This is a genomic window from Xanthomonas sp. AC360, from assembly GCF_979258225.1.
This window is the reverse complement of sequence record NZ_OZ409846.1, coordinates 1,154,569-1,180,199: the sequence shown is the minus strand read 5'-3', so window position 1 is coordinate 1,180,199 and position 25,631 is coordinate 1,154,569. Positions and strand designations below refer to the sequence as shown.

18 protein-coding genes and 1 pseudogene are annotated in these 25,631 nt (G+C 64.8%); 12 read left to right on the top strand and 7 right to left on the bottom strand.

The features are described 5' to 3' along the window. Positions 1-5 precede the first annotated feature (5 nt). Genes ACZZ0O_RS05075 through ACZZ0O_RS05060 form a run of 4 tightly spaced genes read left to right on the top strand, consistent with a single transcriptional unit; the run spans position 6 to position 4,164 of the window. On the top strand, positions 6-1,136 hold the full coding sequence (locus ACZZ0O_RS05075) for an STM4014 family protein (protein ID WP_463592555.1): 1,131 nt from the start codon (positions 6-8) through the stop codon (positions 1,134-1,136). Further along, on the top strand, positions 1,129-1,947 hold the full coding sequence (locus ACZZ0O_RS05070; protein WP_463592390.1) for an STM4013/SEN3800 family hydrolase: 819 nt from the start codon (positions 1,129-1,131) through the stop codon (positions 1,945-1,947). The genes ACZZ0O_RS05075 and ACZZ0O_RS05070 overlap by 8 nt, the downstream gene beginning before the upstream one ends. Continuing rightward, the gene (locus ACZZ0O_RS05065) at positions 1,944-3,305 is read left to right on the top strand and encodes an STM4012 family radical SAM protein (RefSeq protein WP_463592389.1); all 1,362 of its coding nucleotides are present in this window, start codon (positions 1,944-1,946) and stop codon (positions 3,303-3,305) included. Before ACZZ0O_RS05070 ends, ACZZ0O_RS05065 begins: the two co-directional genes overlap by 4 nt. A 7-nt stretch (positions 3,306-3,312) precedes the next feature. After that, on the top strand, positions 3,313-4,164 hold the full coding sequence (locus ACZZ0O_RS05060; protein WP_463592388.1) for an STM4011 family radical SAM protein: 852 nt from the start codon (positions 3,313-3,315) through the stop codon (positions 4,162-4,164). Positions 4,165-4,298: 134 nt separating this feature from the next. Here the strand turns inward: ACZZ0O_RS05060 and ACZZ0O_RS05055 are convergent. Together ACZZ0O_RS05055 and ACZZ0O_RS05050 are read right to left on the bottom strand one after the other, a co-directional pair. Beyond that, positions 4,299-4,475, bottom strand: a pseudogene (locus ACZZ0O_RS05055) (hypothetical protein); the annotation flags it as partial. Between the two features lie 25 nt (positions 4,476-4,500). After that, positions 4,501-5,157 (bottom strand): YceH family protein, encoded by a 657-nt coding sequence (locus ACZZ0O_RS05050; protein WP_055854651.1) that lies wholly within the window; start codon positions 5,155-5,157, stop codon positions 4,501-4,503. A 310-nt stretch (positions 5,158-5,467) separates the two neighbouring features. Between ACZZ0O_RS05050 and ACZZ0O_RS05045 the strand changes: the two genes are divergently transcribed. Further along, positions 5,468-6,433 carry a 5'-nucleotidase, lipoprotein e(P4) family gene (locus ACZZ0O_RS05045; RefSeq protein ID WP_463592387.1) on the top strand — a complete coding sequence of 322 codons (966 nt, stop codon included), beginning with the start codon at positions 5,468-5,470 and terminating at the stop codon, positions 6,431-6,433. Continuing rightward, on the top strand, positions 6,430-7,161 hold the full coding sequence (gene pyrF / locus ACZZ0O_RS05040; protein ID WP_323539463.1) for an orotidine-5'-phosphate decarboxylase: 732 nt from the start codon (positions 6,430-6,432) through the stop codon (positions 7,159-7,161). The genes ACZZ0O_RS05045 and pyrF overlap by 4 nt, the downstream gene beginning before the upstream one ends. Positions 7,162-7,508: 347 nt before the next feature. On the opposite strand, the gene ACZZ0O_RS05035 is transcribed toward pyrF, so the two are convergent. From ACZZ0O_RS05035 to ACZZ0O_RS05020, 4 genes are all read right to left on the bottom strand, one after another. Beyond that, the gene (locus tag ACZZ0O_RS05035; protein ID WP_463592386.1) at positions 7,509-9,029 is read right to left on the bottom strand and encodes a tryptophan halogenase family protein; all 1,521 of its coding nucleotides are present in this window, start codon (positions 9,027-9,029) and stop codon (positions 7,509-7,511) included. 105 nt (positions 9,030-9,134) lie between these two features. After that, complete coding sequence (locus ACZZ0O_RS05030) at positions 9,135-12,167, bottom strand: TonB-dependent receptor (protein WP_463592385.1); 3,033 nt, start codon at positions 12,165-12,167, stop codon at positions 9,135-9,137. Positions 12,168-12,481: 314 nt separating this feature from the next. Then, entirely contained in the window at positions 12,482-15,517 is a 3,036-nt protein-coding gene (locus ACZZ0O_RS05025) for a TonB-dependent receptor (RefSeq protein WP_463592384.1), read from the bottom strand. A gap of 166 nt (positions 15,518-15,683) precedes the next feature. Next, positions 15,684-16,736, bottom strand: a complete 1,053-nt coding sequence (locus ACZZ0O_RS05020; RefSeq protein WP_055854668.1) for a LacI family DNA-binding transcriptional regulator — start codon at positions 16,734-16,736, stop codon at positions 15,684-15,686. Between the two features lie 406 nt (positions 16,737-17,142). Here ACZZ0O_RS05020 and ACZZ0O_RS05015 point away from each other — a divergent pair, with 406 nt between their 5' ends. The 3 genes from ACZZ0O_RS05015 to ACZZ0O_RS05005 all read left to right on the top strand — a co-directional run bounded on the left by ACZZ0O_RS05015 (position 17,143) and on the right by ACZZ0O_RS05005 (position 22,642). Then, the gene (locus tag ACZZ0O_RS05015) at positions 17,143-18,117 is read left to right on the top strand and encodes a hypothetical protein (protein ID WP_323526914.1); all 975 of its coding nucleotides are present in this window, start codon (positions 17,143-17,145) and stop codon (positions 18,115-18,117) included. Then, positions 18,117-20,789 carry a glycerol-3-phosphate 1-O-acyltransferase PlsB gene (gene plsB / locus ACZZ0O_RS05010; RefSeq protein WP_323518611.1) on the top strand — a complete coding sequence of 891 codons (2,673 nt, stop codon included), beginning with the start codon at positions 18,117-18,119 and terminating at the stop codon, positions 20,787-20,789. The genes ACZZ0O_RS05015 and plsB overlap by 1 nt, the downstream gene beginning before the upstream one ends. Positions 20,790-21,661: 872 nt before the next feature. Then, on the top strand, positions 21,662-22,642 hold the full coding sequence (locus tag ACZZ0O_RS05005) for a zinc-binding dehydrogenase (RefSeq protein ID WP_463592383.1): 981 nt from the start codon (positions 21,662-21,664) through the stop codon (positions 22,640-22,642). 591 nt (positions 22,643-23,233) lie between these two features. Here the strand turns inward: ACZZ0O_RS05005 and ACZZ0O_RS05000 are convergent. Then, entirely contained in the window at positions 23,234-23,437 is a 204-nt protein-coding gene (locus tag ACZZ0O_RS05000; protein ID WP_055854679.1) for a YdcH family protein, read from the bottom strand. A gap of 155 nt (positions 23,438-23,592) precedes the next feature. Here ACZZ0O_RS05000 and ACZZ0O_RS04995 point away from each other — a divergent pair, with 155 nt between their 5' ends. The 3 genes from ACZZ0O_RS04995 (at position 23,593) to ACZZ0O_RS04985 (ending at position 25,625) form a co-directional block, all read left to right on the top strand. Further along, entirely contained in the window at positions 23,593-24,165 is a 573-nt protein-coding gene (locus tag ACZZ0O_RS04995; RefSeq protein WP_055854683.1) for a hypothetical protein, read from the top strand. Between the two features lie 198 nt (positions 24,166-24,363). Further along, positions 24,364-24,729 carry a hypothetical protein gene (locus ACZZ0O_RS04990; protein WP_463592382.1) on the top strand — a complete coding sequence of 122 codons (366 nt, stop codon included), beginning with the start codon at positions 24,364-24,366 and terminating at the stop codon, positions 24,727-24,729. 512 nt (positions 24,730-25,241) lie between these two features. Next, positions 25,242-25,625, top strand: coding sequence for a YbjQ family protein (locus tag ACZZ0O_RS04985; RefSeq protein WP_463592381.1), 384 nt, complete (start codon positions 25,242-25,244; stop codon positions 25,623-25,625). Positions 25,626-25,631: the final 6 nt, after the last annotated feature.

The window sequence follows — 25,631 nt, the reverse complement described above, 5'->3', positions numbered from 1 at the left end:
GGGTGTTGGTGGGACCGCAGGGTAGCCGCAGGGTCGCCGCCCTGCAGCAGGCATTGCAGGCGCAGGGACAGCCCGCGGCGACGGTGTTCGATTATCTGCAGCTGCTGGACACCACAGCGCCGTTGCAAGACTGGCTGGCGCGGCATCCGGGCGCGCTGGTCAAGCTGGAATCGCCGGGCGAAGCGCCGGCGTTGCATCAGGCGCTGATCGTGCGTGGTTGGCATTGCCTTGGACAGCCAGGGCCGGCACCTGCGCCATTGGCGCATGGCGAACTGGCGCATCAGCACCTGTGGCATGCCGGGTTTGCAGACCTGCTCGCAACCTTGCCGGCGGCGCGCTATCTCAATCCACCGGCGGACCTGCTGGCAATGACCGACAAACTTGGCTGCCAGCAGCGCTTGGCCTCGGCAGGGGTCAGCGTGCCGACCCTGCTGGGTACGGTCGACAGCTACGCCGGCCTGCGCGAATGCTTGCAGGCCAGCGGCTGCACCCAGGCATTTCTCAAGCCGCGCTACGGCTCCTCCGGTGCCGGCGTGCTGGCGTATCGTTGGCATCGCGACGGACGCCAGATCGCCAGCGGTTCGGCCGAGCTGGTGGTACAGGACGGCCAGGTGCGCGTGTTCAACGCCTTGCGCCAGCGCCGCTATACCCGCACCGACGAGATTGCGCCGCTGGTCGATGCGATCGCCGCGCAGGGCGCTTACCTGGAACAGTGGATTCCCAAGCCGCGCGCGCCCGGCCTGCCCGGTTATCACTACGACCTGCGCGTGGTCGCGTTCGACGGCGCAGCGCGGCAACGCGTGGCGCGTGCCAGCCGCGGCCCGTTGACCAATCTGCACCTGGGCAACCGGCGCCTGCCGGCGCAGGCCTGGCAGAGCGCCGAAGTGGATGCAGCGGTAGCCAGCACCGTGGCGCAGGCGGCCAGCGCGTTTGCCGACTGTCGCATGATCGGTTTCGACCTGATCCAGCGCGCCGGGCGCTGCCATGTGCTGGAGGCCAACGGCTTTGGCGATCTGCTGCCGCAGCTGCGCTGGCAGGGCCGCACCACCTACGAAGATCAGGCGGCACTCGGCGCCGTTGCCGCCGCTCCTGGCATGACCGCCGACACGCGCCAGGAGGGCCTGCTGCATGGCTGAACTGCTGCCGGACATGCGCGCAATTGTCGGTGCGCACGACATCGTGCTGATCACCTTGGATACGCTGCGCTACGACGCTGCGCAGCGCTGTTTTGCGCGCGGCGAACTGCCGGTGCTGGCGCCGTATCTGCCTGCCGACGGCTGGGAGCGGCGGCACACGCCGGGCAGCTTTACGTATGCGGCGCACATGGCGTTTTTCGCGGGGTTTTTGCCGACTCCCGCGCGGCAGGGACCGCATCCGCGCCTGTTTGCGCTGGCCTTCGATGGCAGCGAAACCATCGTTGCGCAGACCCAGGTGTTCGCCGACAGCGGCACTATCGTCGATGGCCTGGCACGTTGCGGATACCACACGCTGTGCATCGGCGGCACCGGTTTCTTCAACAAGCGCAACGCGCTGGGCGCACAGTTGCCCGGCCTGTTTCGCGAAAGCCACTGGTCGCCGCAGTTTGGCGTCACCGCCGCCGATTCGACCGAGCGCCAGGTCGCGCTGGCCTGCGCACGCCTGGGCGACCCCGCGCTGCGCGAGACCCGCTGTTTTCTATTCATCAACGTTTCGGCCATGCATCAGCCCAATTGCCATTACCTGCCCGGCGCGGTGCGCGACGACCTCGATAGCCACTGCGCCGCGCTGCGCTATGTGGATGCCGCGCTGGCGCCGTTGTTTGCCGCACTGCGCGCGCGCGGCGGTGCGTTTGCCATCGTCTGTTCCGATCACGGCACTGCCTACGGCGAGGATGGCTACCATGGCCATCGCCTGGCCCACGAGGTGGTGATGACCGTGCCTTATGCCCATTTCCTGGTGACCCCATGAGCCTGCCTTCGTTGGCCGAATTGCTGCGCCAGCCGCCGTATCAGGCCTATTCGTACTCGTATCCGCACAAGACCAGTTACCGGCCGCTACAGCCGGCCGTGCCGTTGTCGCAGGTCTGGGCCGACGAGCCCCGGCAGGCGCTGTTTCTGTACCTGCATATTCCGTTCTGCTCGTACCGCTGCGGGTTCTGCAATCTGTTCGCATTGGCGCGGCCGGCGCCGGCGCAGGTGGAGGCGTATCTGGCGCAGATGGAGCAGCAACTGCGCGCCACCGTGCAGGCGTTGGGCACGCACCGCTTCGTGCGCTTTGCGATGGGCGGCGGCACGCCGAGCTATCTGGATCCGGCGCAATTGCAGCGCGTGTTCGACATGGTGGACCGCCACGCGACGATTGCGCTGGACACCATTCCGGCCGGCATCGAGGTGTCGCCGGAAACCGTCGATGCCGAGCGGCTGCGGGTCTGCCGGCAGGCCGGCATCGATCGCGTCAGCATGGGCATCCAGAGTTTCAGCGCTGCCGAAGTGAGCGCATTGGTGCGGCCGCAGCAGCGCGACACGGTGGAGCGGGCGATCGCCATCATTCGCGCCCAGGACATTCCAACGCTGAATCTGGATCTGATCTACGGCATCGCCGGGCAGACCGTGGACAGTTTCCTGGCCTCCATCGACAGCGCGCTGCAGCATGCGCCCGAAGAACTGTATCTGTATCCGCTGTACGTGCGTCCGATGACCGGCCTGGGCCGGATCGAGGCCAAGGCGGGCGGGCGACGCAGCTTTGTGCTGCAACCCGAGCCGCTGGACGAGCGCCTGGTGCTGTACCGCGCCGGCCGCGACCATCTGCTGGCGGCCGGCTACACGCAGGTGTCGATGCGCATGTTCCGCGCCCCGCATGCACGCGATAGCGACGCGCCGGTGTACTGCTGCCAGAGCGATGGCATGGTGGGCATCGGCTGCGGCGCGCGCTCGTATACCGCCGGCCTGCATTACTCCAGCGAATACGGGGTCAGCCGGCGCTCGGTGGCGGAGATTCTCGAACACTATCTGGCGCGCGATCCGGCCAGTTTCGCCTGCGCCGACTACGGCATTGCGCTGGATGCCGACGATGCCATGCGGCGGCATGCGATCCAGTCGCTGTTGGTGTTTCCGGGGCTGGACTGCGATGAGTTCCGTCAGCGCTTTGGCCGCGATTGCCTGGAGGCTTTGCCACAGCTGCAGGAGTTGCTGGCGTTAGGGCTGGCGCAACGGCACGGAGCGCTGCTGGCGCTCACCGCCGCGGGCATGGAGCGGGCCGACACCATCGGCCCGTGGCTGACCTCGGCGCCGATTGTCGAGCGCATGCAGCAGTACCAGGTCGGGTAAGCGGCCGATGCATCTGTCATTGCTCTATCGCGGCCGGCTGAGCAGCTGCAACTACGCCTGCGATTACTGCCCGTTCGCCAAGACCTACGACAGCCCCGCCGCGCTGCGTCGCGACGCGCAGGATCTGGCGCGGTTTGTTAGCTGGGCACGGGCGCAGACGCGGCCGTTGTCGATCCTGTTCACGCCCTGGGGCGAGGGCCTGGTGCGGCGGCATTACCGCGAGGCGATGGTGCAGCTGAGCCAGCTGCCGCAACTACGCCGCGTGGCGATCCAGACCAACCTGTGCACGGGCATGCGCTGGCTCGACGCGGCCAATCTCGACCGCCTGGCGTTGTGGTGCACCTACCATCCCAGCCAGGTGACGCGTGCGGCCTTCCTGCGGCGCTGCCAGGCGTTGCGCGACCGCGGCGTGCGCCACAGCGTGGGCATGGTCGCCGCGCACGCGCACATGGACGAGATCGAAGCGCTGCGTGCGGCCTTGCCCGACATCACGCCGATGTGGCTCAACGCCTTCGATCCGCGTCCGCCCGATTACTACACGCCCGAGCAGGTGCAGCGCTTGAGCCGGATCGATCCGCATTTCGGCTACAACCTCGCCCCGCCGCCGAGCTTCGGCGCGCCCTGCCTGACTGGCGAATCGGTGTTGTCGGTGGATGGCGACGGCACCGTGCGGCGCTGCCACTTCGTCGATACGCCGCTGGGCAATCTCTACGACGGCAGTTTCGCGACGCAGTTACGTGCCCGCAGCTGCCCCAATGCGCGATGCGATTGCTTTATCGGCTATGCGCATCGGCCGGACCTGCCGTTCCAGGCCGACTATGCAGGCGGCGTGCTGGAACGGGTGCCGGCGACGGCGTGAGCCGGCCACTGCAGACCGGTGACTTGCTCCGGAGCGGTTGATAGCCGCTGACGCGCATTCTTCGGCGGAGTGGATGCGCGAAGGAACCGCAGTGCGCACGTGACGCCGCATCGAAGACTGCGGCGTGCGCCCTGGCCTTCGCGCACGAACATGTCGATGGTCTGTTCGATGCGTTCGGCAAAGCGGTCTTTGCTCCATGGCAAAAACAGCTCGGCCTGCAGGAACGGGTACACCGTGCGACCCAGCCGGATCAGACCGGCGCGGCTCATGCGGCGGTTGTTCTGGAAGCAGCACGCCACCCACGACGATGCGGCGCAGTCGCTTCAATCCCCGCGTTTACTCGCCCAAGCGGGTACGCAGCTCGGTCACCTGCTCGCGCAGTTCCTGCAGCTGCTCTTCCAGGCTCTGCACCCGTGCTTCCAGGGCCGCGGTGTCGGCGCCGCGTGGCGTGCTTTCGCGCGTTGCGGCGGCGGCCTGCAGTGCGTCGAGGTCCAGCTCGCCACTGAGCAGGTGGGCATAACGCTCTTCGCGCTGGCCGCTGGCGCGCGGCAGTTGTACCGCCAGGCTGCGCTGGATCAGCCGGTCCAGGTGATGGCGCACGTCGTCGGTATCGTTGAAGCGCGCCAGCCGCTCGCTGCGCGCGAACAGCTCGCCCAGGGTCTGCGGGCCGCGCAACAGCAGCAGGCCGATCAGGGCCACTTGCTGGCGCGTCAGATCCAGCACGCTGCCCAGCCGATGTTCGTAACGTTCTGCACGCGAGGAGAACTGCTGGCGCACCAGGCCCAGCGTTTCCAGCTGGCGCAGCGCGTGATGCACCACGCCGGTCTGCAGGTTCAGCACCGGCTCGCGCGCGGTCTTCTGGTTGGCGGCCACCTGTGCGGCGTTGACGGTGAGCGGATAAGCGTCCGGGGTGGTCGCTTCCTTTTCGATCAGGCAACCAAGCACGCGGGCCTGAGCGGCATCGAGGACGGGCGGTGGCGAGGTCTCTGTCATGGGTGGCTCCAGGGGCGATCAGCCCGCAAGGATATGCCGATCCGGCATCGGCGTTCTTCGGCTCTTGTGATCGTGCAGCGTGACGCGTCGTTATGGATGCGCCATTGCGGCGGCGGCGCCGGCAGCTGGCGCGCGCGCGGGGACGCAACCAGCGCCGCCATCCGACCACCGGCCGTCGCACCGAAAACTCTGATCGACCAGGCCAGCGGCGGTGTGCCTCTGCGGCTCTCGAACGCAGCGCCTTCGGCAGCGGCGAGCGATGCGGCGCGAACCCGCTAAAATTGCGCTCTTCATTACCGCTCCTGTTCTGGTGGATGCCATGCGCCCCTCGCTTTACGCACCGTTGTCCTTGCTCGCCTGCACTGCGCTGGCCTTGAGCGCCTGCAAGCCTGGCCAAGAGGAGATGGGCCAGCGTGCGCAAGCCGCTGCCGTGTCGGCCAGCGCGGCCGCCAGTGCCGCTGCGGCGAAACAGGCCTCCGCGCCCACTGCAAACACCGCCCCAGCCGGCGACGACAACCTCAACGCGGTGCTGTGGATGCAGCGCTCGGAGGAATACCGTGCGGTGGCCGAGCAGACCTACCGCGCTGCGGCGGACAAGCTCGATGCCGCGCTCAAGCAATCCAATTGGGATGCGCTGGTGCCGGAAGAACGCGGCAATGCCGCCACCGGCCTGAAGCCGGCGGTGGTGCTGGACGTGGACGAGACCGTGCTGGACAACTCGCCCTACCAGGCGCGCCTGCTGCGCGATGGCAAGGAGTACGACGAATTGAGCTGGGACCAGTGGGTGGCCCAGAAGAAGGCCAAGCCGATCCCCGGCGTAGTGGATTTCGCCAAGGCCGCCAACGCCCGTGGCATCACCCTGATTTACATCTCCAACCGCGCCGTGCACCTGAAGGACGCCACCCTGGCCAACCTGCGTAGCGCCGGCCTGCCGGTGGCCGACGACAGCGTGTTTCTCGGCCTGGGCACGGTGGTGCAAGGCTGCGAGCAGAACGGCAGCGAGAAGAACTGCCGTCGTCAGCTGGCCGGGCAGACCTACCGCGTGCTGATGCAGTTCGGCGACCAGCTGGGCGACTTCGTACAGGTGACCGCCAACACCAGCCAGGCGCGCGGCGCGTTGCTGCAGCAGTACCACGACTGGTTCGGCGAGCGCTGGTGGATGCTGCCCAATCCCAGCTATGGCGGCTGGGAGCCGGTGCAGTTCAACAACGATTATTCCCAACCCTGGCAGACCCGCCACGACGCCAAGCGCGCCGCACTGGAGCTTGCACGATGAGCCGTCCCCCCTTGCCGCTGGCCGCGCACGAGCGGCTGATCTTCGCGTTGGACGTGCCCAGCCATGACGAGGCGATCGCCTGGGTCGACCGCTTGGGCGACTCTGTGGCCTTCTACAAGATCGGCATGGAGCTGCTGGCGTCGGGCGAGTACTTCCATGTGCTCGATGCCCTGGCCAAGCGCAACAAGCGCGTGTTCGTCGACCTGAAGTTCTTCGACATCCCCGCCACCGTGGCCGGCACCATCCGCCGCCTGTCGCAATGGCCGGTGAGCTATTGCACCGTGCACGGTTGGCACGCCGGCATGCTGCAGGCCGCCGCCGAGGCCAACCAGGGCGACATGCGCCTGCTGGCAGTGACCGTGCTGACCTCGATGGGGCGTCCGGACCTGGCCGCGATGGGCATCGACCGCGAACCGGTGGACGTAGTGGTGGAGCGCGCGCTGGCCGCACAGGCCGCCGGCATCGACGGGGTGATCGCCTCCGGCCAGGAAGCCGGCCCGATCCGCCGCGCCACCGGCCCGGCCTTTTCGATCGTCTGCCCCGGCATCCGTCCGGGCGGCCCGGTCGGCGACGACCAGCAACGCACCGTGGGCGTGGCGCAGGCCTTCACCGATGGCGCCGATGCGATTGTCGTCGGCCGGCCGATCCGCCTGGCCGCCGACCCGGCAGCGGCGGCTGCCGCTATCCAGGCCGAAATCCGCGTAGCAATCGGACAGCACCGGGAATGACAACACGCGTGCCGTACGCCAGCGCATGCGCTGCCAGCAAAATCAACAAGTTAACCCAATAGAATTAAAGTGTTGCTTTAACGTTAAAGTCTGGTTAGCATGCCGCGTCCGATGTCAGTCGGAAGCTGTGCCACTCATTGTCCACCGGGCTTGTCCCGGTTTTCGAAGGGATCGGGCCTTGTGCCCGATCCTTTTTTTGGCCGTCGCCCGGCGCGGATGCGCCGCTGCCACCCGACTGCGCACCGTGCTGGGGGCGGCGTCTTCGGCACGATCGCACGCGACTCCGGCATTGCCTCGCCAAAGTCCTGAGGCACTCGCCCGGTACCGATCGCTGCACCGGCGGGCGCTCACCGCACCGGCGCCGCCTTGCAATAGCGGTCGATGAACTGCTGATGGGTCGGCATGACATCCACGCAGTGGCTGATGGTCTGCGCCACGCTGGCCAGGAAGCCTTCGGCGTCGGTGTCCGGCACCTGGTCCACCAGCGGGTGGTAGCCGGTCGGCAGGATGCCCTGGCCTACCATCACCTGCACCCAGCTGATCTCGGCGAACATCTCTTCGGCATTGCGATAGAACCGCCCGCTGTCGCGGAACAGGTCCAGCGTGGCCTGCAGCTCGGGGGTAATCGGCATGTTGCGGCAGTGCCGCCAGAACGCGCTGTCGTCGCGCTCGGTGGCGTGGTAGTGCAGCAGCAGGAAATCGCGGATGCGGTCGAACTCGAACGCCAGCCGGTCGTTGTAGCGCTGCACCAGCACCGGGCTGATGCCTTGCCGCGGGAACAGCTCCAGCAACTTGGAAATACCGGACTGAATCAGATGGATGCTGGTGGATTCCAGCGGTTCCAGAAAACCGCTGGCCAGGCCCAGCGCGACCACATTGCGGTTCCAGCACTGCTTGCGCCGGCCGGTGGTGAAGCGCAGCGGGCGCGGGTCGCCCAAGGGCGTGCCATCCAGGTTGGCGAGCAAGCTGGCCGCGGCTTCGTCGTCGCTGATGTGCGCGCTGGAATACACGTAGCCGTTGCCGGTGCGGTGCTGCAGCGGGATGCGCCATTGCCAGCCGGCCGCGCGCGCGGTGCAGCGCGTGTACGGCGTGGGCGGGCCGATCTTTTCGCAGGGCACGGCCAGCGCGCGGTCGCACGGCAGCCAGTGGGTGAAGTCGTGGTAGCCGGTGTGCAACGCGTCTTCGATCAACAGGCCGCGAAAGCCCGAGCAATCGATAAACAGATCGCCGGCAATGACTTGGCCGGACGCCAGCTGCAGCGACACCACATGGCCCGACTCGGGGTGCAGTTGCACCTGCTCCACCATGCCTTCGATGCGGCGCACGCCGCGCGCTTCGGCAAACCCGCGCAAGAAGCGCGCGTAGAGTGAGGCATCGAAGTGATACGCGTAGGCGATGTTGGCCAGCGGCGAAGTGGCCGGCACATCGCCGGCCGAGGTCATGAACTTGCCGCGCGCCGCGGCCACGGTATTGAGCGTGTACGCGCCCAACGGCTGCGCTTTGCCGCGCAGCTGTTGCCTGATCCAGTATTGATGAAACGGCAGCAGCCCGAGCGAATGGCCGATCTGCGTGCCGAAACCATGGATGTACGCGCTGCCCGGGCGTTGCCAGTCGACGAATTCGATCCCCAGTTTGAAGCTGCCCTGGGTCTGGCGCACGAACTCGGCCTCATCGATGCCGAGCAAGTTATTGAAGGCCTTGATGTGCGGCACGGTGGCTTCGCCGACACCCACGGTGCCGAGCTGCTCGGACTCGATCAGCTGCACGTTGAAGGTGGGGCCAAGCACGCGCGCGAAGGCGGCGGCCGCCATCCAGCCAGCGGTGCCGCCACCGACGATGACGATGTTGCGAAGTGGTGCGGGGATCATGCCTGCACGTTCCTGATCGAGGGAGGACGGACAAACGAACGGGGCCAGCTGGCCCCGTTGCGAAGACCACACGCGCAGCCGCACGCGTGTGGCGATGACGCTCAATCAGAACTTTGCGCCGACTTCCAACACCACGCTGCGTGGCACGTAGTTGATCTCGCCACTGGTGTTGAGGCTGATATCCGGATCGAACTGCCCATTGCTGCCGAAGCTGTTATAGGAATACGCGCTGTAGTTCTTGAAGTTGAAGGCATTGAGCAGGTTGACGCGCGCCGACATCTTGAAGTCGCCAACAACGGTGAACTCCTTGGTGGCCTGGAAGTCCACCGTGCGGTAGCCCCAGATATCGCCACCGACCAGGAACTTGCCGCTACCCGGCGGCGTGACGCCCACCTGCTGGCAGGTCGCACCATCGGGATCGGTGAAGCCGAAGCAGGCGATCGTGTTGATCGGCTCGGGCGTTGCCAGTACCAGCTTGGCACCCAGCGTCACGCCCCACGGGCCGTCGATCGAGCCGGAGGCCACAAAGCGATGCGCGGACACCGCGTCGGATTTGACGAACGGATAGTCGCGAATGGTGGCCTTGTCGAAGCCGTACGGCTCGTCGATGTTGCGGTTCTGGCGCGCGCTGGTGTGCGTGTAGGACAGGGTCAGGCCCCAACCGGATTCCTTGGTGTACGGCTTGTCGGCCGACAGCAGCACCTGGCTGTTGCGCTGCTCCAGACCATTGGTGCCCAGGATGGTGTTCTGGTAGCCCGGTACCGGCTCGCCCCACGGCACATTGCCATTCTGGAAGTACGAACCATCCGGGTAGCGGTTGATCAAGCCCATCGCAAACCCGTCGTAGCTCAGCACGCGCTGGAAGGTCACATCGGTCAACCAATCGCCCACCTGATTGGTGATGCCGATGCTGTACTGATCGCTGTACGGCGTCTTGAGCTTGTTGTTGAACATAAACAGCTCGGCGCTGCCGCTGACACCGGGAATGGTGTTGAGCTGATCGATACCGTTGAGATAGCGCGGGTCGAACGCAACGCAGGAGCGATCTGCGCGATAGCACTGGCCTGATGCCGGATTTTCGAAATACACCGCCACCGGCGACAACGCCGCCTTGCTGGTTTCCAGTGCCAACTGTTCGAACAGATTGCGGTCGTACGAGCGCGCCGCACCACCGTGCAGGATGGCGCTCTCATCGCCGAAGAAGTCGTACGAGAAGCCGAAGCGCGGCGCCCAGGCATCCTTGAAGTTCTTGCGGTTATTGCCGGTGCTGATGTAGTCGGCCACGTTGATGCCGCTGGGCAGCAGGCGGTTGGCCCACGGTTGGCCCGGGTTTTCGGCATCGTTGGCGTAGAGCGCGGTGACAAAGTCCGGCGAGGTGACGAAGTTGGTATAGGCCGGGGTGTCTTCGTAATCCCAGCGCACGCCGATGTTGATCATCAGCTTGTCGGTGGCGGCCCAATCGTCCTGCAGGTAGATACCGTACTGCTTGGACGGCGACACCACCGTGGCGCGCTGGCCCGGCGTGGTGTACGGCGCCACGAAGTCCACGCGGTACGGCGTGGACTCCACGCTGCCACCGTTGACGCGATAGCTGAACTGCGGATTCACCGCCGCGGCGTCCTGCGAGGTCAGCTCGATGTCCTTGTAGTTCACACCCATCTTGATGGTGTGTTCGCCGTGCCACTGGAAGCTGGTGAAGGTCAGATCGTTCTGGATGAACCAGCCTTTTTGACTCTTGCGCTGCGCATTGAGGCCACCCGCCGAGCCGGTGGTCAAAAAGGTGCGCTCATCGATATCGGTGGAGCCGGCACGTGGCTGGAAATACGTATAGACGATGCCGTTGCCCAGCGTGCGCGGAGTCGGATTGTTCTCCGAATTCTCGGTGCCGACGATGACCTCATTGAACCAGTTGTCGGCGCTGTGCTGCCAACGCAGATTGGTACGCTTGTCCTTGTTGATCTTGTCGGTGGCCTGCGCCAGCGTATTGGTGCCGCCGACATTGGCGGTCTGGGTTTCGTCGCGGTAGATCGTGCTCAGCTCGATGCGATCGCGGTCGGTGGGTTCGAAATCGATCTTGCCGAAGAACAGGTCTTCTTCGAACGGCATGTTGGCTGGGCCATACTGGCTGGCCAGGTTGGACGGCAGCTGATTGACGAAGGTGGCCGCCTCTGCGCTGGGCTGCACGCTCTTGGGCGCAACGTTTTCCTTGCCCTCGTAGGCCACGAAGAAATGCATGCGGTCCTGGATGATCGGCCCGCCCAACGCAAACCCGTATTCCTTGGTCTGCGAGTCGATCTTGCCGTTGTCTTCCTCGTCGGGCCGCTTATCGCGCAGATCCTGATCGGTGTAGCGATAGAACACTTCGCCGTGCAGTTCGTTGGTGCCGGACTTGGTGGCCGCGGTGATCGCCGCGCCACTGATCTGGCCGTATTCGGCCTTGTAGTTGGAGGTGATCACCTTGTACTCGCCAATGGCGAGCTGCGGGAACGGATTGCCTTGCGTGTCGCTCTGCCCGGCGACGCCGCCACTGCGCACGTAGCTCTTCTGGCCCACGCCATCGATGTACAGATTGCCGGCACTGGCGTTGGACGCACCGCCGCGCAGCTTGGTGTTGCCGTTGCCGTCTACCTGAAACACCATGCCGGGCACGGTGTCGGCAAACTCCAGGAAGTTGCGCGTGGCTTGCGGCAACTGCTGAATCTGCCGCGCGGAAATGGTGTTCCCCACCTCGGACGTCTTGACGTCGCGAATCATCGGCGCACTGACCGTCACCGTCTCCAGCGTGGTCGCATCGCCGGCCGGTGCAGCCGTCTCGGCGCCCAGGTCGACAGTGGCGCTGGAGGCCACCGACAAGGTCACCGTGCGGCTGACGCCGTTGGACTCGACCTTGTAGGTACCCGGCTGCAACCCGACGATGGTGTAGTTGCCGTTCGCATTGACCGGCGCACGACGCACCGAGCCGGTGGCGATATTGGTGACGACGACTTCGCTGCCGCTCTGCGCGGAGGCGACCTGGCCGCGCAACGTGGCGTTGCTGGACTGGGCCATGGCCGGGGTGGTGGCGAACAACGAGGCGGCCAGGGCGCAGCACAACAGGCTGCGTGCCGGCAGGGTGGAGACGGTGCGGTGCTTCTTCATGACTTTCCCCCTCCCAGGGGTAAAGCGCGAACCAGTGGAGTGACTGGCGCGTCGAGGTTGGTACTTTGATGTGAGTGATACGGGACAACGGGCAACGCAAAAAACAACAGCAACTGCAAACAAAAACGGCAAAGGCGCAAACGTTGCGGGGCGCAGCGCGCAGTAAGTGCGCTATACGGCATGCGTCGCGGCATGCGCCGCACCGAACCAGTAAGCGTTACCAGTCCAGAACGGCGCGATCTCCGTGCGCGGGAAACAGAAGCGTGCGACACCTGCGATCTGCACCAGTCGGTGGTGCAGATCGCGGGGCCGGCTTACCAGATGATGCGGGCGCTCATGAACAAGGTACGGGGCGGGGTGGAGATCGCACCGTACTGGTTGATGCTCACGCGCGGGCTATACACGCCGGCATTGCCCCAGTCGATGGCGTACTGGTCGTAGTTGCGGAAGTTCAGCGCATTGATCAAATCGCCACGCACCTGCACGGTGAGTGCATCGGTGACATGCATGTCCTTGGACAACGACAGATCCAGCTGACGCGTGCCGAAGATGTCGCCGCCGGCCAGGAACTTGCCGCCCGGTGCATCCACCGACACGATGCGGATGTTGTCCGATGTCGGGCCGCCGTACTGGTCGAACGACACCGCTTCGTTGCGCGGCGCCACCGTGGCCAGGGTCAGCTTGGCCGAGGCGCTGATGCCCCAGAACAGATCGTAGATGCCAGTGAGCACCAGTCGGTGGCGCGGTACCGAGTTCAGATCCAGGAACGGGTAGTTGGCGATCGTCGCCGCATCGAAGCCGTACTGATCGTCGTTGCCGCGGTTACCGCGTGCGTGCGAGAACGTGTAGGCGGCGGTCAGGCCCCAGCCGCTTTCCTTGGTGTAGGCCTTGTCGGTGGACAAAAGCAGCTGCGCGGTCTTGGTTTCGACACCGTTGTTGCCGATGATCAGATTGCCGAAGCCTTGCGGTGGCTGGCTCCACGGCTGCGCACCGGCCTGGAAGAAATCGCCATTGGGAAAGCGATTGCCCAAGGTCAAGATCAAACCGTCCTTGCTGTGGATGTACGACACCGTCGCCGAGTTGCTCCACTCGCCCACGCGCGTGCGCAGGCCGAGCGAATACTGGTCCGAATACGGAGTTTTCAGATCGTTGTTGAGCAGGTCGATCTCGCCGTTGCGCACACGTGCATTGACCAGGCCGCCCAGGCTGTCCGGGTTGCTGACAAAGGACGGATTGAAGTTGGTGCAAGTGCCGGCAGCCGGGGTGCAACCGGAGGATTCGACAAAGCGAACGGTGTACTGCGACAGCGCCGACTTGACCTGCTCCAGGCCCATGATGTCGAACAGGTTGCGGTCGTAGCTGCGCCCGGCGCCACCGAACAGCACCAGCGATTCGTCGCCACGGAAGTCGTAGGAAAAGCCCAGGCGCGGCGCGAAGTTGTTGTTGTCCTGTTTGCGATTACGGCCGTTGCTGATGTAGTCGTTGATGTTCACGCCACCCTTGGCCAGTTGTTCGGCATAGGTGGCGCTGACCGCCGGGTTGGTGCCGGGGCCGTTCAATGCGGCGATCACTTCCGGCGGGGTCACGTTGTCCAGGTAGGACGGAATCTTTTCGCCATCCCAGCGCACACCGATGTTCAACTGCAACTTGTCGTTGACGTCCCAATCGTCCTGCAGGTACAGGCCCAGCTGTTTGCTGGTGGTGGTCACCGACGGCGCGGCGCCGGCAAACGGCAGATTGAAGCGCACCTGGTAGGGAATGGACGCAGTGCCCGCGCCATCGGTCACCGCGTAGTAGAACGACGGGTTGGCCGCGGAATTTTCGCTCTGGGTCAACTCCACTTCCTTGTACTTCACACCCATCTTGATGACGTGGCTGCCGTGCCACTCGATGTTGTTGAAGGTCAGGTCGTTCTGGAAGCTGGGGCCTTTTTGTCCCTTGCGCTGAATCGCCAGGCCGCTGGTGGCATCGTCGTTGAGCAGCACATCGTCTTCGGCGATGCCGCGCGTGTACACGGTCTGGCTGCCGATGGTGTAGGCGGTCGGGTTGAACAGCACGTCTTCATACGACACCCGTGCTTCGTTGACGTAGTTCTCGCCGAAATGCTGCCAACGCAGGTCGTAGCGTTCTTCGGAATTGAGATTGGTCTTGGCGGCGATGGCGGTGTTCTGGTCGCCCACGCTGTCGCGGCTTTCTTCGTCGCGCACCTTGGCGGTGAGCTCCAGGCGGTCGTTGTCGCCGATGTCCCAATCGATCTTGCCGAAGTACAGATCTTCGTTGAACGGACGGGTGACCGAGCCCAGCCGGCTCTGCACGCCGGCCGGCAAATCGTCGCGCAGTGCGCTGAAGGCGTCCGGCACCGCAACCGGGTTGGCCGAGACTTCAAAGCCCTTGCCTTCGTAGCTGAAGAAGAAGTGCGCCTTGTCCTGGACGATCGGCCCGCTCAGCGCAAAGCCGTATTCGTCCTGGTGCGTCTTGCGCTTGTCACCGTCGGCGTTGGGCGCGCCGGCGCGCTCGTCGGCCTGGCGGGCGCGGAAATCGGTGTTGGTGGTGCGCCCGAAGATCTCGCCGTGGAATTCGTTACCGCCGGACTTGGTGGACGCCACGATCGCCGCCGACCCGACCTGGTCGAACTCGGCCTTGTAGTTGGAGGTGATGACCTTGTACTCGCCGATCGCCAACTGCGGGAACGGGTTGCCCGCGCTCTGCTGCTGGCCGGAGACGCCGCCGAACAGATAGCTCTTCTGGCCCACGCCATCGATATAGACGTTGACCGCCGAACTGGCCTGCGCACCGCCGCGGATGCGGCTGTTGCCGTTGGCATCGGTCTCGAACTGCATGCCCGGCACGGTGTCGGCAAATTCCAGGAAGTTGCGCGTCAGCTGCGGCACCGTGTTGATCTGCTTCAACGAGATATTGGTGCCCACCTCGGAGGTCTTGACCTCCTGCAGCGTGGTGGCGGTGACCTGCACCGCGTCCAGCGTGGTGGCGTCGCCGGCCGGCGCCGTGGCCGTCGCATCGCCGCCGCCCAGGTCCAGGCTGACCGAGGAGGCCACCGACAGGGTCACGGTCTTTTCGGTGCCCGGGCCGGCATCCACTTTGTAGGTGCCCGGCGGCAGGCCGACCAGCGCATAAGTCCCGTCCGTACCGGTGGTCACTCGTCGCACCGCGCCGCTGGCGACATTGGTCGCGGTCACGGTGGTGCCCGCCTGGGACGTGGTTACCTGTCCGCGCAATGTGGCATTGCTGGACTGGGCCATCGCCGGAGCGGCGGACAACAACGAAGCGGCGAGGGCGCAGCACAACAGGCTGCGTGCCGGCAGGGTGGACACGGTGCGGTAGGTCTTCATGACTTTCCCCCTCCCAGGGGTCAGGCGCGTACCGGCAAAGTGGTCGGCGTGGCGCGGGTGGTGCGTTGTTTCAAAGACAGCAGAACGGCAACAAACAAATGACAGGCGTTATAAAAAGCATAAGAAACTGCAAAGAATTCGTGAAGATGCGACGTGGCGCATGGTGTCAGCCGCCAGGCGAGGCGCGCGGCGCGCTGGACGCACGCACGATCAGCTCAGGCACCATTTCCGAAAACGCCGGCGGCGCGGCATCGGCAGGCGGCGCGGGTGCATCCACCAACTGCTGGCCCAACAGCAAGCGCAGCGCACGCGCGCCCAGCCCGGCGATATCCACCCGCATGGTGGTCAGCGCAGGCAACACGTAACGTGCCATCGGCACATCGTCGAAGCCGGCCAGCGCGATGTCCTGCGGCACTTTCAACCCGGCATGGCCGAGCGCAAACAGGCAGCCCAGCGCCATCATGTCGTTGGCGGCGAACACCGCATCCGGATGCACGTCCTGCGCCAGCGTCTGGCCGGCGCGGTAGCCGGATTCTTCATCGAAGTTGCCCGGCAGCACCCACGGCTGCGCATCCGCATCCAGCGCCAGCTCGTCGCGATAGCCGCGCAGGCGCTCGTGCGCGTCGAAGTTGTCGGCGGGGCCGGCGATGAAGGCAATGCGGCGGTGGCCGCTGTCGCGCAGGTGGCGCGTCATCACCCGCGCGCCGCCGTAGTTGTCGACATTGAGCACCGGGCGCTGGCTGGCGCGGCCGGCGCAGTTGAGCAGCACCGCTGGCAGGCCGCCGGGCAATGCGTCTTCGTGCACGCCCGAATCGCCCAGCGATGGCGACATCACCACCACGCCATCCACGCGCCCGGGCAGGCGTTCGAGGGCGCGCCGCTGCGCTTGCGGGTCGCCGTGCGAACTGGACACCAGCAAGTGGTAGCCCTGGTCGCGCGCCACCTGGTCGATGCCGCGGATCAATTCGGAAAAGAACTCGCCATGCAGATCCGGCAGCACCACCCCGATGGTGTGGGTGCGACGGCTGCTCAGGCTACGCGCAGCGTGATGGGGGATGTAATTCAGCGCCCGCGCCACCTGCAGCACGCGCTCGCGGACCGACTCGGCCACGTGCTGATGCCCGTTCATGGTGCGCGACACCGTGGCCACCGACACCTGCGCTTCGCGCGCCACATCCTTGATGGTGACGCTGCCGCCTTCCGAACGGGGCCGACTCATGGCGCTTTCTCCAAAACAAGGCGGTGGCGACCGTACGCCAGCACAGGGCGCACGGTCTGCTGGCGCAGAACGTTCGTGTCGCACAGGCTCATGAATGTCATCGGCCCCATCCGATGGCGACCTCGAAGCGAGATGGCGCGCACGCTAGCAGGAACTGCAAGCGCTTACATGATGCGCCGCACCATTGGGTCAAACATAGCTGGGACAAGGGCTGCGACCTGGTGGGTGGACAAAGTTGTCCGAGTAAGACAACAGCAGCCAATGTCGGACACCGGCTGACATCGTGCAGGAAACCACGAAAACCTAACATCTTTGGCCCATACCTTTGCGTACGGCAGCGTCGCGCCTTGCCGCCAGTGCATTCAGACAGCAAGATGCGCCGATCGATCAGGGGAACATCGTGCGCATGTCGCCATTTACCGTCCGCGCCGGCCGGTGTCAGTCCATTGCGTGGGTGCTGCTGGCTGCGCTGTGCATTGGCGGCTGCCAGCGCAACGACACTGCTGCCCCTTTGCCCGGTGCGAAGGCCGAGCCCGCCGCCGCGATGCAGTCGATGACCCTGCCGTTGCGTCGCAACGATCTGGTCGCCTATGCGCGGATCCGGGTGACGCCTGCGCAATACACCCAGTTGGAAGCCGCCTGGCGCAGCGGTGCCAGCCGCTGGCCGCTGACCGAGCTGCCGCTGCCCAACGAAGTCGGTGCGCTGCTGGGGTCGTTGTCGGCACCCGATGCCGAGCGCCGTCTGCAGCAGGCCTTCGACGCGCAGCTGGCCGGGCAGTCGCGCGGCATCGCCCAGGCCGCGCAGTCGCTGGGCCAGTTCGGCGTGCAGTACCTGCGCAGCCGTAGCGATTACCAGCCCGAGCAGCGCGCCCATTACGTGCAATTGGTCGACGCGCTGAGCGCCTGGGCGGCCACCGCGCCGCTGGCCGATCGCCCGCGCGCCAAGGCCAGCATCGCCGACCTGGTGGCCGCGGCCCGCGCCACCGGCATCACCTCCGATGCCGATCTGCAACGGCTGGGCATGGAAGAAAGCCTGCGCCGGCTGGGGCCGTTTTGGGCGGCGTGCAAGAAGGTGCTGGAGCGCTACGACCTGTCGATCGATACCAGTCTGGATGCGCTGCGCACCGGCTTGATCAAGCAGGACGGCGATAGCGCCCAGGTACGGCTGCGCTATCCGTTGGCGGCGCACGCCATCGACCTGACCGTGGCGCTGATCAAGCGCGATGGGCACTGGTACCAGCAACAGACCCAGAACGAGATACAGGCGCTGCTCGACGCCATGCCGGCCAAGCCCTTACCCGATGCTGCGGCAGGCCCCGATACGGCGCTGCTACCGCCTGTACCGGCCCCAGACGCCGGGCAACGCCCGGCTGGGCGATAATGACCGCGATGCCAGAACAGAACCCCCTGCCGTTTCCGGACGGCCAGCCTGCCCCGACCACCCCGGTCGCTGCCGACCCCGGCGCGAGCGCGGCCGCCCTGCCGTTGCCCACCGCCGCCCCGGTGCCGCCGGAAGCAGCGGCGTCGACCGCGCCGCTGCTGGCCACTGCACGTCAGGCCAAGCGCCCGTGGTGGGCGCGCCTGCTCGGGCGCCTGGCCGACCCGTGGCTGAGCCTGACCATCGAGCCGGAACCGCTCGCCCGCTACGACGACGGCACCCAGGTGGTTTACGTGCTGGAGGACTATGGTCTATCCAGCGCCCTGATCCTGGACAAGGCCTGCCGCGAAGCCGGCCTGCCATCGCCCTTGGTGCCACTGCCGGGCGACCCGCTGCAGCGCAAGCGCGCCTACCTGGCGCTGTCACGGCGCAGCAGCAGCAACTCGCTGATTCCCGAACAGCGCGGCGGCAAGACCCATTCCGACTCGCTGGCCAAGCTGCTGCAGGCGCATCGGGTGCGCGCCGATCTGGACGTGCATCTGGTGCCGGTATCGATCTTCGTCGGCCGTGCACCGGACAAGCAGAGCGGCTGGTTCGCGGTGCTGTTCTCGGAAAACTGGGCGTTGGTCGGCCGGTTCCGCCGTCTGTTGGCGGTGCTGCTCAATGGCCGCACCACCATCGTGCGTTTCGCCCCGCCGATCTCGCTGCGCCAGACCATGGCCGAAGGTCTGCCGCCCGAGCGCACCTTGCGCAAATTGCAGCGCGTGTTGCGTACGCATTTCCGGCGGATCCGCGAGGCGGTGATCGGGCCGGATCTGTCCACCCGCCGCCTGCTGGTGGACCAGGTGCTGGCCGCCGACTCGGTGCGCGAAGCCATCGCCACCCAGGCCAAGCGCGATAACTCCAAGCCGGTCGATGCCTGGCGCAAGGCGCATGCCTATGCGTGGGAAATCGCCGCCGACTATTCCAGCCCGGTGGTGCGTTCGGCCAGCTTCCTGCTCACCCATGTGTGGAATCGCATCTACGCTGGCGTGCTGGTGCATCACCTGGACAAGCTCAAGCAGGCCGCGCCCGGACACGAAGTGGTGTACGTGCCCAGTCACCGCAGTCACATGGATTACCTGCTGCTGAGCTACCTGCTGTACGAACGCGGCATCGTGCCGCCGCACATCGTGGCCGGCATCAACCTCAATCTGCCGGTGGTCGGCACGCTGCTGCGCAAGGGCGGCGCGTTCTTCATCCGCCGCAGCATCCGCGGCAATGCGCTGTATTCGGCGGTGCTGAGCGAATACGTCGCGCAGCTGGTGGCCGGCGGCTATTCGATCGAATATTTCGTCGAAGGTGGACGCTCGCGCACCGGGCGTCTGCTGCAGCCCAAGGGCGGCATGATCGCGATGACGCTGCGCGCTTATCTGCGTCAGCCACGCAAGCCGGTGCTGTTTCAGCCGGTCTACATCGGCTACGAGAAGCTGATGGAAGGCAACAGCTATCTGGACGAGCTCACCGGCCGGCCCAAGGAAAAAGAATCCATCTGGGGACTGCTGTGGTCGATCCCCAAGGTGCTCAAGCAGAACTACGGCCAGGTAGTGGTGAACTTCGGCGAGCCGATCGCGCTCAACGACGTGCTGGCCAAGCACGCCCCGGACTGGGACGGCCAGCCGCTGCCGGAAGACGCAAAACCCAGCTGGCTGGCACCGGCGGTGGATACCTTGTCCACGCAGATCCAGACCCGCATCAACTGCGCGGCCGACGTCAACCCGATCAACCTGCTGGCGCTGGCGCTGCTGTCCACGCCCAAGCACGCGATGGGCGAGGCGGATCTGATCGCGCAGATCGAGTTGTGCAAGAAACTGCTGGCGGAAATGCCGTATTCGGACCGCGTCACGGTGACTCCGCATACCCCGGCACGCATCATCACTCACGCCGAAGAGATCAACGTGCTCACGCGCGTGTCGCACCCGCTAGGCGATGTGCTCAGCGTCAGCGGCGATACCGCGGTGCTGCTGAGCTACTTCCGCAACAACGTGCTGCATTTGTTCACCGCATCCTCGTGGGTGGCGTGCTGCTTCCAGAACAACCGCCGCATGAGCCGCGCCGGTCTGATCCGGCTGGGTCGCACGGTGTACCCGTTCCTGCAGGCCGAGCTGTTTTTGCCGTGGAGCGAAGACCGCTTTGCCGAACGCATCGAACAGACTATCGACATGTTCGTGCGCGAAGGCCTGCTGCTCAATGTCACCGAAGACGACGGCGGCATCCTGACCCGCAACACCGGGCAGACCGATGAAGTGTTCCGTCTGCGCGCGATTGGCCACTCGCTGCAACAGGCTTTCGAGCGCTATTACATCGCCATTTCGGTGCTGGTGAAGAACGGCCCCGGCGTGCTCGGCGCCGGCGAGTTGGAAAGCCTGTGCCAACAGGCGGCGCAGCGTTTGAGCCTGTTGTATGCACCTGCCGCGCCGGAGTTCTTCGACAAGACCCTGTTCCGCAGCTTCATCCAGAAACTGCGCGAGCTGCGCCTGGTTTGGCCGGACGAGAACAGCAAGTTGCTGTTCGATGAGCGGCTGGATGCGTGGGCCAAGGATGCCAAGTTCATCCTCGGCCGCGAACTGCGTCACACCATCGAGCGGGTGAGCCCGGAGGCGGTGAAACCGGATGTGGTGTTGCCGCCGGAGTGAGGCGGCGGTCTTGGCGGTAAGAGCCGCGCAGGTGGCGAAGCGCGCGGCAATGCTTGGCGATGACGCAGTGTTCCCGTTCGGTCGAGTTGGAAATGGTGCGACATCGCGCGCTGCAGTGCGGCCGCAGTAAATCGAACGCGGTGTTGCCGCTGAAGCGGGACAGCGCGGCAGAGACACAACACGCGCGCGGCATAGACAAAACACCATCGCGGCCTCGAGGCACCCCACCCGCAGCAACGAGCCGGTGATTCCTTCTCCCATCGGGAGAAGGTGGCGCATAGCGCCGGATGATGGTGCGGCTGGCAAGCAACCGTGCAGCTATGCAGCACATCGATCCTCACTACACATCGATTCGCACCCTATCCAACGACCCGATGATTCCTTCTCCCACCGGGAGAAGGTGGCGCGCAGCGCCGGATGAGGGTGCGGCTGCAGGCAACCGTGCAACCGTGCTGCACACCGCTCCTCACCAGACATCGATCCGAAGCATATCCAACGACCCGATGACTCCTTCTCCCACCGGGAGAAGGTGGTGCGTAGCGCCGGATGAGGGTACGGCTGCAGGCAACCATGCAGCTATGCAGCGCATTGCCCCTCATCACACATCGATCCGCAGCATATCCAACGACCCGATGACTCCTTCTCCCACCGGGAGAAGGTGGCGCATAGCGCCGGATGAGGGTGCGGCTGCAGGTAACCGTGCAGCCATGCAGCACATCGCCCCTCACCAGACATCGATCCGCAGCACAGCGAGATTTCACACAACAGTTGCGTTCGTTTCATCAGCCGCTTGCGCGCATGTCGATAACATCGAATCACCTTTCACAGTGATCGAGCGCATCGCAATGCGGATGCGCTTGGCAGGAGATTCCATGCGCGCAGCCATCCATACCCAATTCGGCGATCCCGCCAAGGTGCTTGAACTCGGCGAACGGCCCGTGCCGCAGCCCGGCAAGGGGCAGGTGCGCATCGCCATGCGCCGCTCACCCATCCACAACCACGACCTGTGGACCGTGCGCGGCAACTACGGCTATAAGCCGGAGTTGCCGGCGATCGGTGGCAGCGAAGGGGCAGGCGTCATCGACGCCCTGGGCGAGGGCGTGGAAGGCCTGCAGACCGGGCAGCGCGTGGTCGCGGCCGGCGTCCACGAAAGCTGGGCGGAGTATTTCCTGGCCGATGCAGCTGGCGTGGTCCCGCTGCCCGACGCACTGGACGACGACCGCGGTTGCCAGTTGATCGCCATGCCCCTGAGCGCCCTGATGCTGATCGAATTCCTGCGCGTGGAAAAAGGCGACTGGATCGTGCAGAACACCGCCAACGGCGCCGTCGGCAAGACCGTGGCCATGCTTGCCGCCGCACGCGGCATCAACGTGATCAACCTGGTCCGTCGCGATGCAGGCGTGGACGAACTCAAGGCGCTGGGCATCGGCAATGCAGTTTCCACTGCGCAGGACGGCTGGCAGGACAAAGTGCGCGCGCTGGCCGGCGATGCGCCGATCATCCGCGCCGTCGATTCGGTCGCTGGCAGTGCTGCCGGCGACTTGATGGGGCTGCTGGCCGAAGGCGGCGAGCTGGTGTCGTTCGGGTCGATGACCGGCGAGCCGCTGCAGATCTCCAGCGGCGATGTGATTTTCAAGCAGGCGACCGTGCGCGGCTTCTGGGGCAGCAAGGTGATGCAGGCCACAAAATCAGAGGACAAGCGCCGCATGATCGGCGAGCTGTTGAAGGCCGCCGTCGATGGCAGCCTGGCCTTGCCGGTGGGAGCGGTGTTCGACCTGAAAGATGCGGCCAAGGCAGCGGCGGCAAGTGACGAGCCAGGCCGCCGCGGCAAGATCCTGTTGCGCGCTGGCTGACACGCGCGTGGCTTAGCAAAAAGGGTGCCCGGAGGTTCGGGGCTGGTCGCGATCGAAGCAGTCCGCGTGCGGCCGAAGTAGATTAACTACGGCCAGATGGAGCAATGCGGCCAGGGTAAGAATCTGTGGCGCCCACGACCGACGCCGCACTCGCTTTTGTACTCCAATCCGAATCCACACCCAACTGCATCTGCACTCAAATCCGGAGCAGGGCGGGGCAGCAGAAGGACGGAAATCGGGCCCCATGTCCGTAGGCAAATTCAAACCTGTAAGCCGATTCGAATCGCGCCCGTCCCCTCATCCGCCCCTGCGGGGCACCTTCTCCCGCAGGCGGGAGAAAGCAGTCCGCCGATCGCTGCTCTGAAGCCCCTCTCCCGCCTGCGGGAGAGGGGTTGGGGGTGAGGGGACGGCTTGCGAGGCACGGTGCGTCCACCCCCGCGTGCTGCTTCACCACTGCTACAAAGTCGATCAGCCTAGGTCACGCCAGACCAGCGCCTGTAAAGGATCGCCGGACACCTGATACCGAAGCGCGGGTCCAAGTGCACCTGCCCTCGCAATGAAGGTCCAGGTCCGAGCAAAGCCCCCAACGCCTCAAGCGGGCTCGTCGGGCACCAGCTCCATTTCCAGCCGAATAATGCAGTCCTTGATCTGCAATTTGCGCTTCTTCAGGCGCTTCATCTGCAGCTCGTCTTCCAGGTTCGCGGGCATGCGCTGGATTTCGTCGTCCAACGCACGGTGCGTGCGTCGCAACTCGGCGATCTGTTCGACGATCTCGGCGGGTGAGAGGGTTTCCACGCCCCGAGCATACACAACCCCGGGCGACCCGCGTCACCCGCGCTTGCCAAGCGGCCGCAGGCTGCGACAATGCGTGTGCGCCGTTGGGGAAACGGCGGCGCGCCTCACCCCATCATTGCCGCGCGGCTACGGCCGTCGAGAAAGGAGTCTTTACGATGCGTTTGCGTTCTTCCCTGCTGGCCCTGAGCCTGCTCACCGCCGCCAACCTGGCCTCGGCCGCCGATGTGGCCAAGTACGACGGCTTTCTGTGCTGCAACCTGCGCACCGACGGCAGCTGGATCAGCGACAGCAACTACGCCGAAGACGGCAAGCGCGTGCTCCCGGTCGGCACCCCGGTCAGCGTCACCGGCTTTGGCCGCAACCGCGTCAACCTCAAGATTGCCGGTGAAAAGCAGTCCATCGGCAACGATTACAGCCGCGACCTGGACAACACCGCCTTCGCCGCCCGCTACATCGTCACCGCCGATCCCAAGCTCAAGCTCGCCACCTTCCCGCCGAAGATCCGTCAGGCCATCGTGGACGGCAAGCTCACCGGCGGCATGACCCGCGAACAGGTGCTCATGGCGGTCGGCTACCCGATCAGCAGCGAGAACCCGAATCTGGAAGCCTCGTTGTGGCGCTACTGGCGCGACAGCTTCGCCGAGTACCAGGTGCAGTTCGGCCCCAGCGGCAAGTTGGTCAAGGTGACCGCCGACCCGCAGCTGATGAATCTGGTCTGGGTGCCGTAACGACGCTGGCTTGGCATAGTGCGCTGCATCTGCCAGTGGTCTCTGCAGAGACAGCGCACCGTCCAAACTTGCTGAGTCTTGTAGTCGACACATAGCTCAGTAGATGTCGATGCGCCACGGCTGCAACGCATAGTCCGTGCGTTGGTCGTCCTTGTAAAAAATTTCGCACGAGACTTTTCGAAGGCAATTGGTCCGACGTTGAATATCCTCATAGCATTCCTGTTCGTTGCTGCACTAATTGGCGTGCATGCGTATTTTCATTCCAGACGGCATCTCCCACCGAGCAAGGTGGAGCGCGGTTTGGCGATGCTGTGGCTGGTGATCCGGCGACTGTTATGCTTTTCGATGGCACTTCTGTTTTGGGGAGGTGCCGCCTATATGGGCTATCTGGTGCTCACCAGAGCTGCCTCGCCATCGCTGTTGTGGTGGTCTGCCGGGCTGCTGCCTTTCGGCTATATCTTCTTGCACCTGGGTTTGTACGGCGCGGGGTATAAACGCTATGACTGGAATGAGGACAAGAGCGTGCATGCAGAGCGCAAGCGCCGATATGGCTGGCGTTGGTAGCCACTAGTTAGGTGAGCTGATCTGTCGATCGCTGTCAGCATCACGCAGTGCGTCCCAACAAGGCGCGCATCTTGTCTTGCAGTTGATTACCGCAATTTTTGTCAGCTTTCTATCCTAAAAGCGATAGTGAAAACACTTTCTTTAACATTGCTGAGTGATGAGTGGATCTCGCCGAGTCCAGGGAGATCGTTTTCTAGTTGTGCTTCCTAGCAAGGAATTGGCGATGGAATTGGGCTTGATCATGCTGAGTTGCGAACAGAAGGCATGTTGTCGGTATTGCGAACAGACCAAAGACTTGCTTGCGGATGTCATCGTGTATCCGGGCATGGTTCTGATCTGCCAGCGTTGCCTTTGAGAAGGGCCTGGCGTTGTAAGCAAAGCGCTTGGGTTGGATATCACGATGGTTCGAGTTCTCCTAGTAAGCAACAGGCATCTTCCGGCTGCAGTCGTTTATCTATCCTCCGATATAAGACGATCGGTGGCTTTCGCCCTCATGAGGAGAGAACAAGTTAATGACAAACCCATACGACTCTTCGCCAATCCACTCAGCGATTTCCTCGCTCAACGACACTATGGTAACCACAGCGCTGGAGCTTCCTGGACATCGAATCATCCGCAACCTGGGCTTGGTGCGCGGTATCACCGTGAGGTCGCGCTCCATCGTCGGCAACTTCTTCGGCAGTCTGCAGAGCTTGTTCGGCGGCAACATCACCATCTACACCGAACTGTGCGAACAGGCACGCTCGGAGACCTATCGCGACATGGTGCAGCATGCCAGGCAACTTGGCGCCAACGCCATCATTGCGGTGCGCTACGACGCTACCGAGTTGATGGCCGGCCTGACCGAAGTCCTGTGCTATGGCACCGCAGTCGTCGTCGAGGCGCAGCATGCATAGCGGGTC

Bases quoted from the DNA above. Each gene is read 5' to 3' on its own strand.
- ACZZ0O_RS05030 (WP_463592385.1), bottom strand. From the start codon at position 12,167: ATGAAGAAGCACCGCACCGTCTCCACCCTGCCGGCACGCAGCCTGTTG.
- plsB (WP_323518611.1), top strand. From the start codon at position 18,117: ATGACCGCGATGCCAGAACAGAACCCCCTGCCGTTTCCGGACGGCCAG.
- ACZZ0O_RS05015 (WP_323526914.1), top strand. From the start codon at position 17,143: ATGTCGCCATTTACCGTCCGCGCCGGCCGGTGTCAGTCCATTGCGTGG.
- ACZZ0O_RS04995 (WP_055854683.1), top strand. From the start codon at position 23,593: ATGCGTTTGCGTTCTTCCCTGCTGGCCCTGAGCCTGCTCACCGCCGCC.
- ACZZ0O_RS04985 (WP_463592381.1), top strand. From the start codon at position 25,242: ATGACAAACCCATACGACTCTTCGCCAATCCACTCAGCGATTTCCTCG.
- ACZZ0O_RS05005 (WP_463592383.1), top strand. From the start codon at position 21,662: ATGCGCGCAGCCATCCATACCCAATTCGGCGATCCCGCCAAGGTGCTT.
- ACZZ0O_RS05050 (WP_055854651.1), bottom strand. From the start codon at position 5,157: ATGACAGAGACCTCGCCACCGCCCGTCCTCGATGCCGCTCAGGCCCGC.
- ACZZ0O_RS05035 (WP_463592386.1), bottom strand. From the start codon at position 9,029: ATGATCCCCGCACCACTTCGCAACATCGTCATCGTCGGTGGCGGCACC.
- ACZZ0O_RS05070 (WP_463592390.1), top strand. From the start codon at position 1,129: ATGGCTGAACTGCTGCCGGACATGCGCGCAATTGTCGGTGCGCACGAC.
- ACZZ0O_RS05020 (WP_055854668.1), bottom strand. From the start codon at position 16,736: ATGAGTCGGCCCCGTTCGGAAGGCGGCAGCGTCACCATCAAGGATGTG.
- ACZZ0O_RS05065 (WP_463592389.1), top strand. From the start codon at position 1,944: ATGAGCCTGCCTTCGTTGGCCGAATTGCTGCGCCAGCCGCCGTATCAG.
- pyrF (WP_323539463.1), top strand. From the start codon at position 6,430: ATGAGCCGTCCCCCCTTGCCGCTGGCCGCGCACGAGCGGCTGATCTTC.
- ACZZ0O_RS05060 (WP_463592388.1), top strand. From the start codon at position 3,313: ATGCATCTGTCATTGCTCTATCGCGGCCGGCTGAGCAGCTGCAACTAC.
- ACZZ0O_RS05025 (WP_463592384.1), bottom strand. From the start codon at position 15,517: ATGAAGACCTACCGCACCGTGTCCACCCTGCCGGCACGCAGCCTGTTG.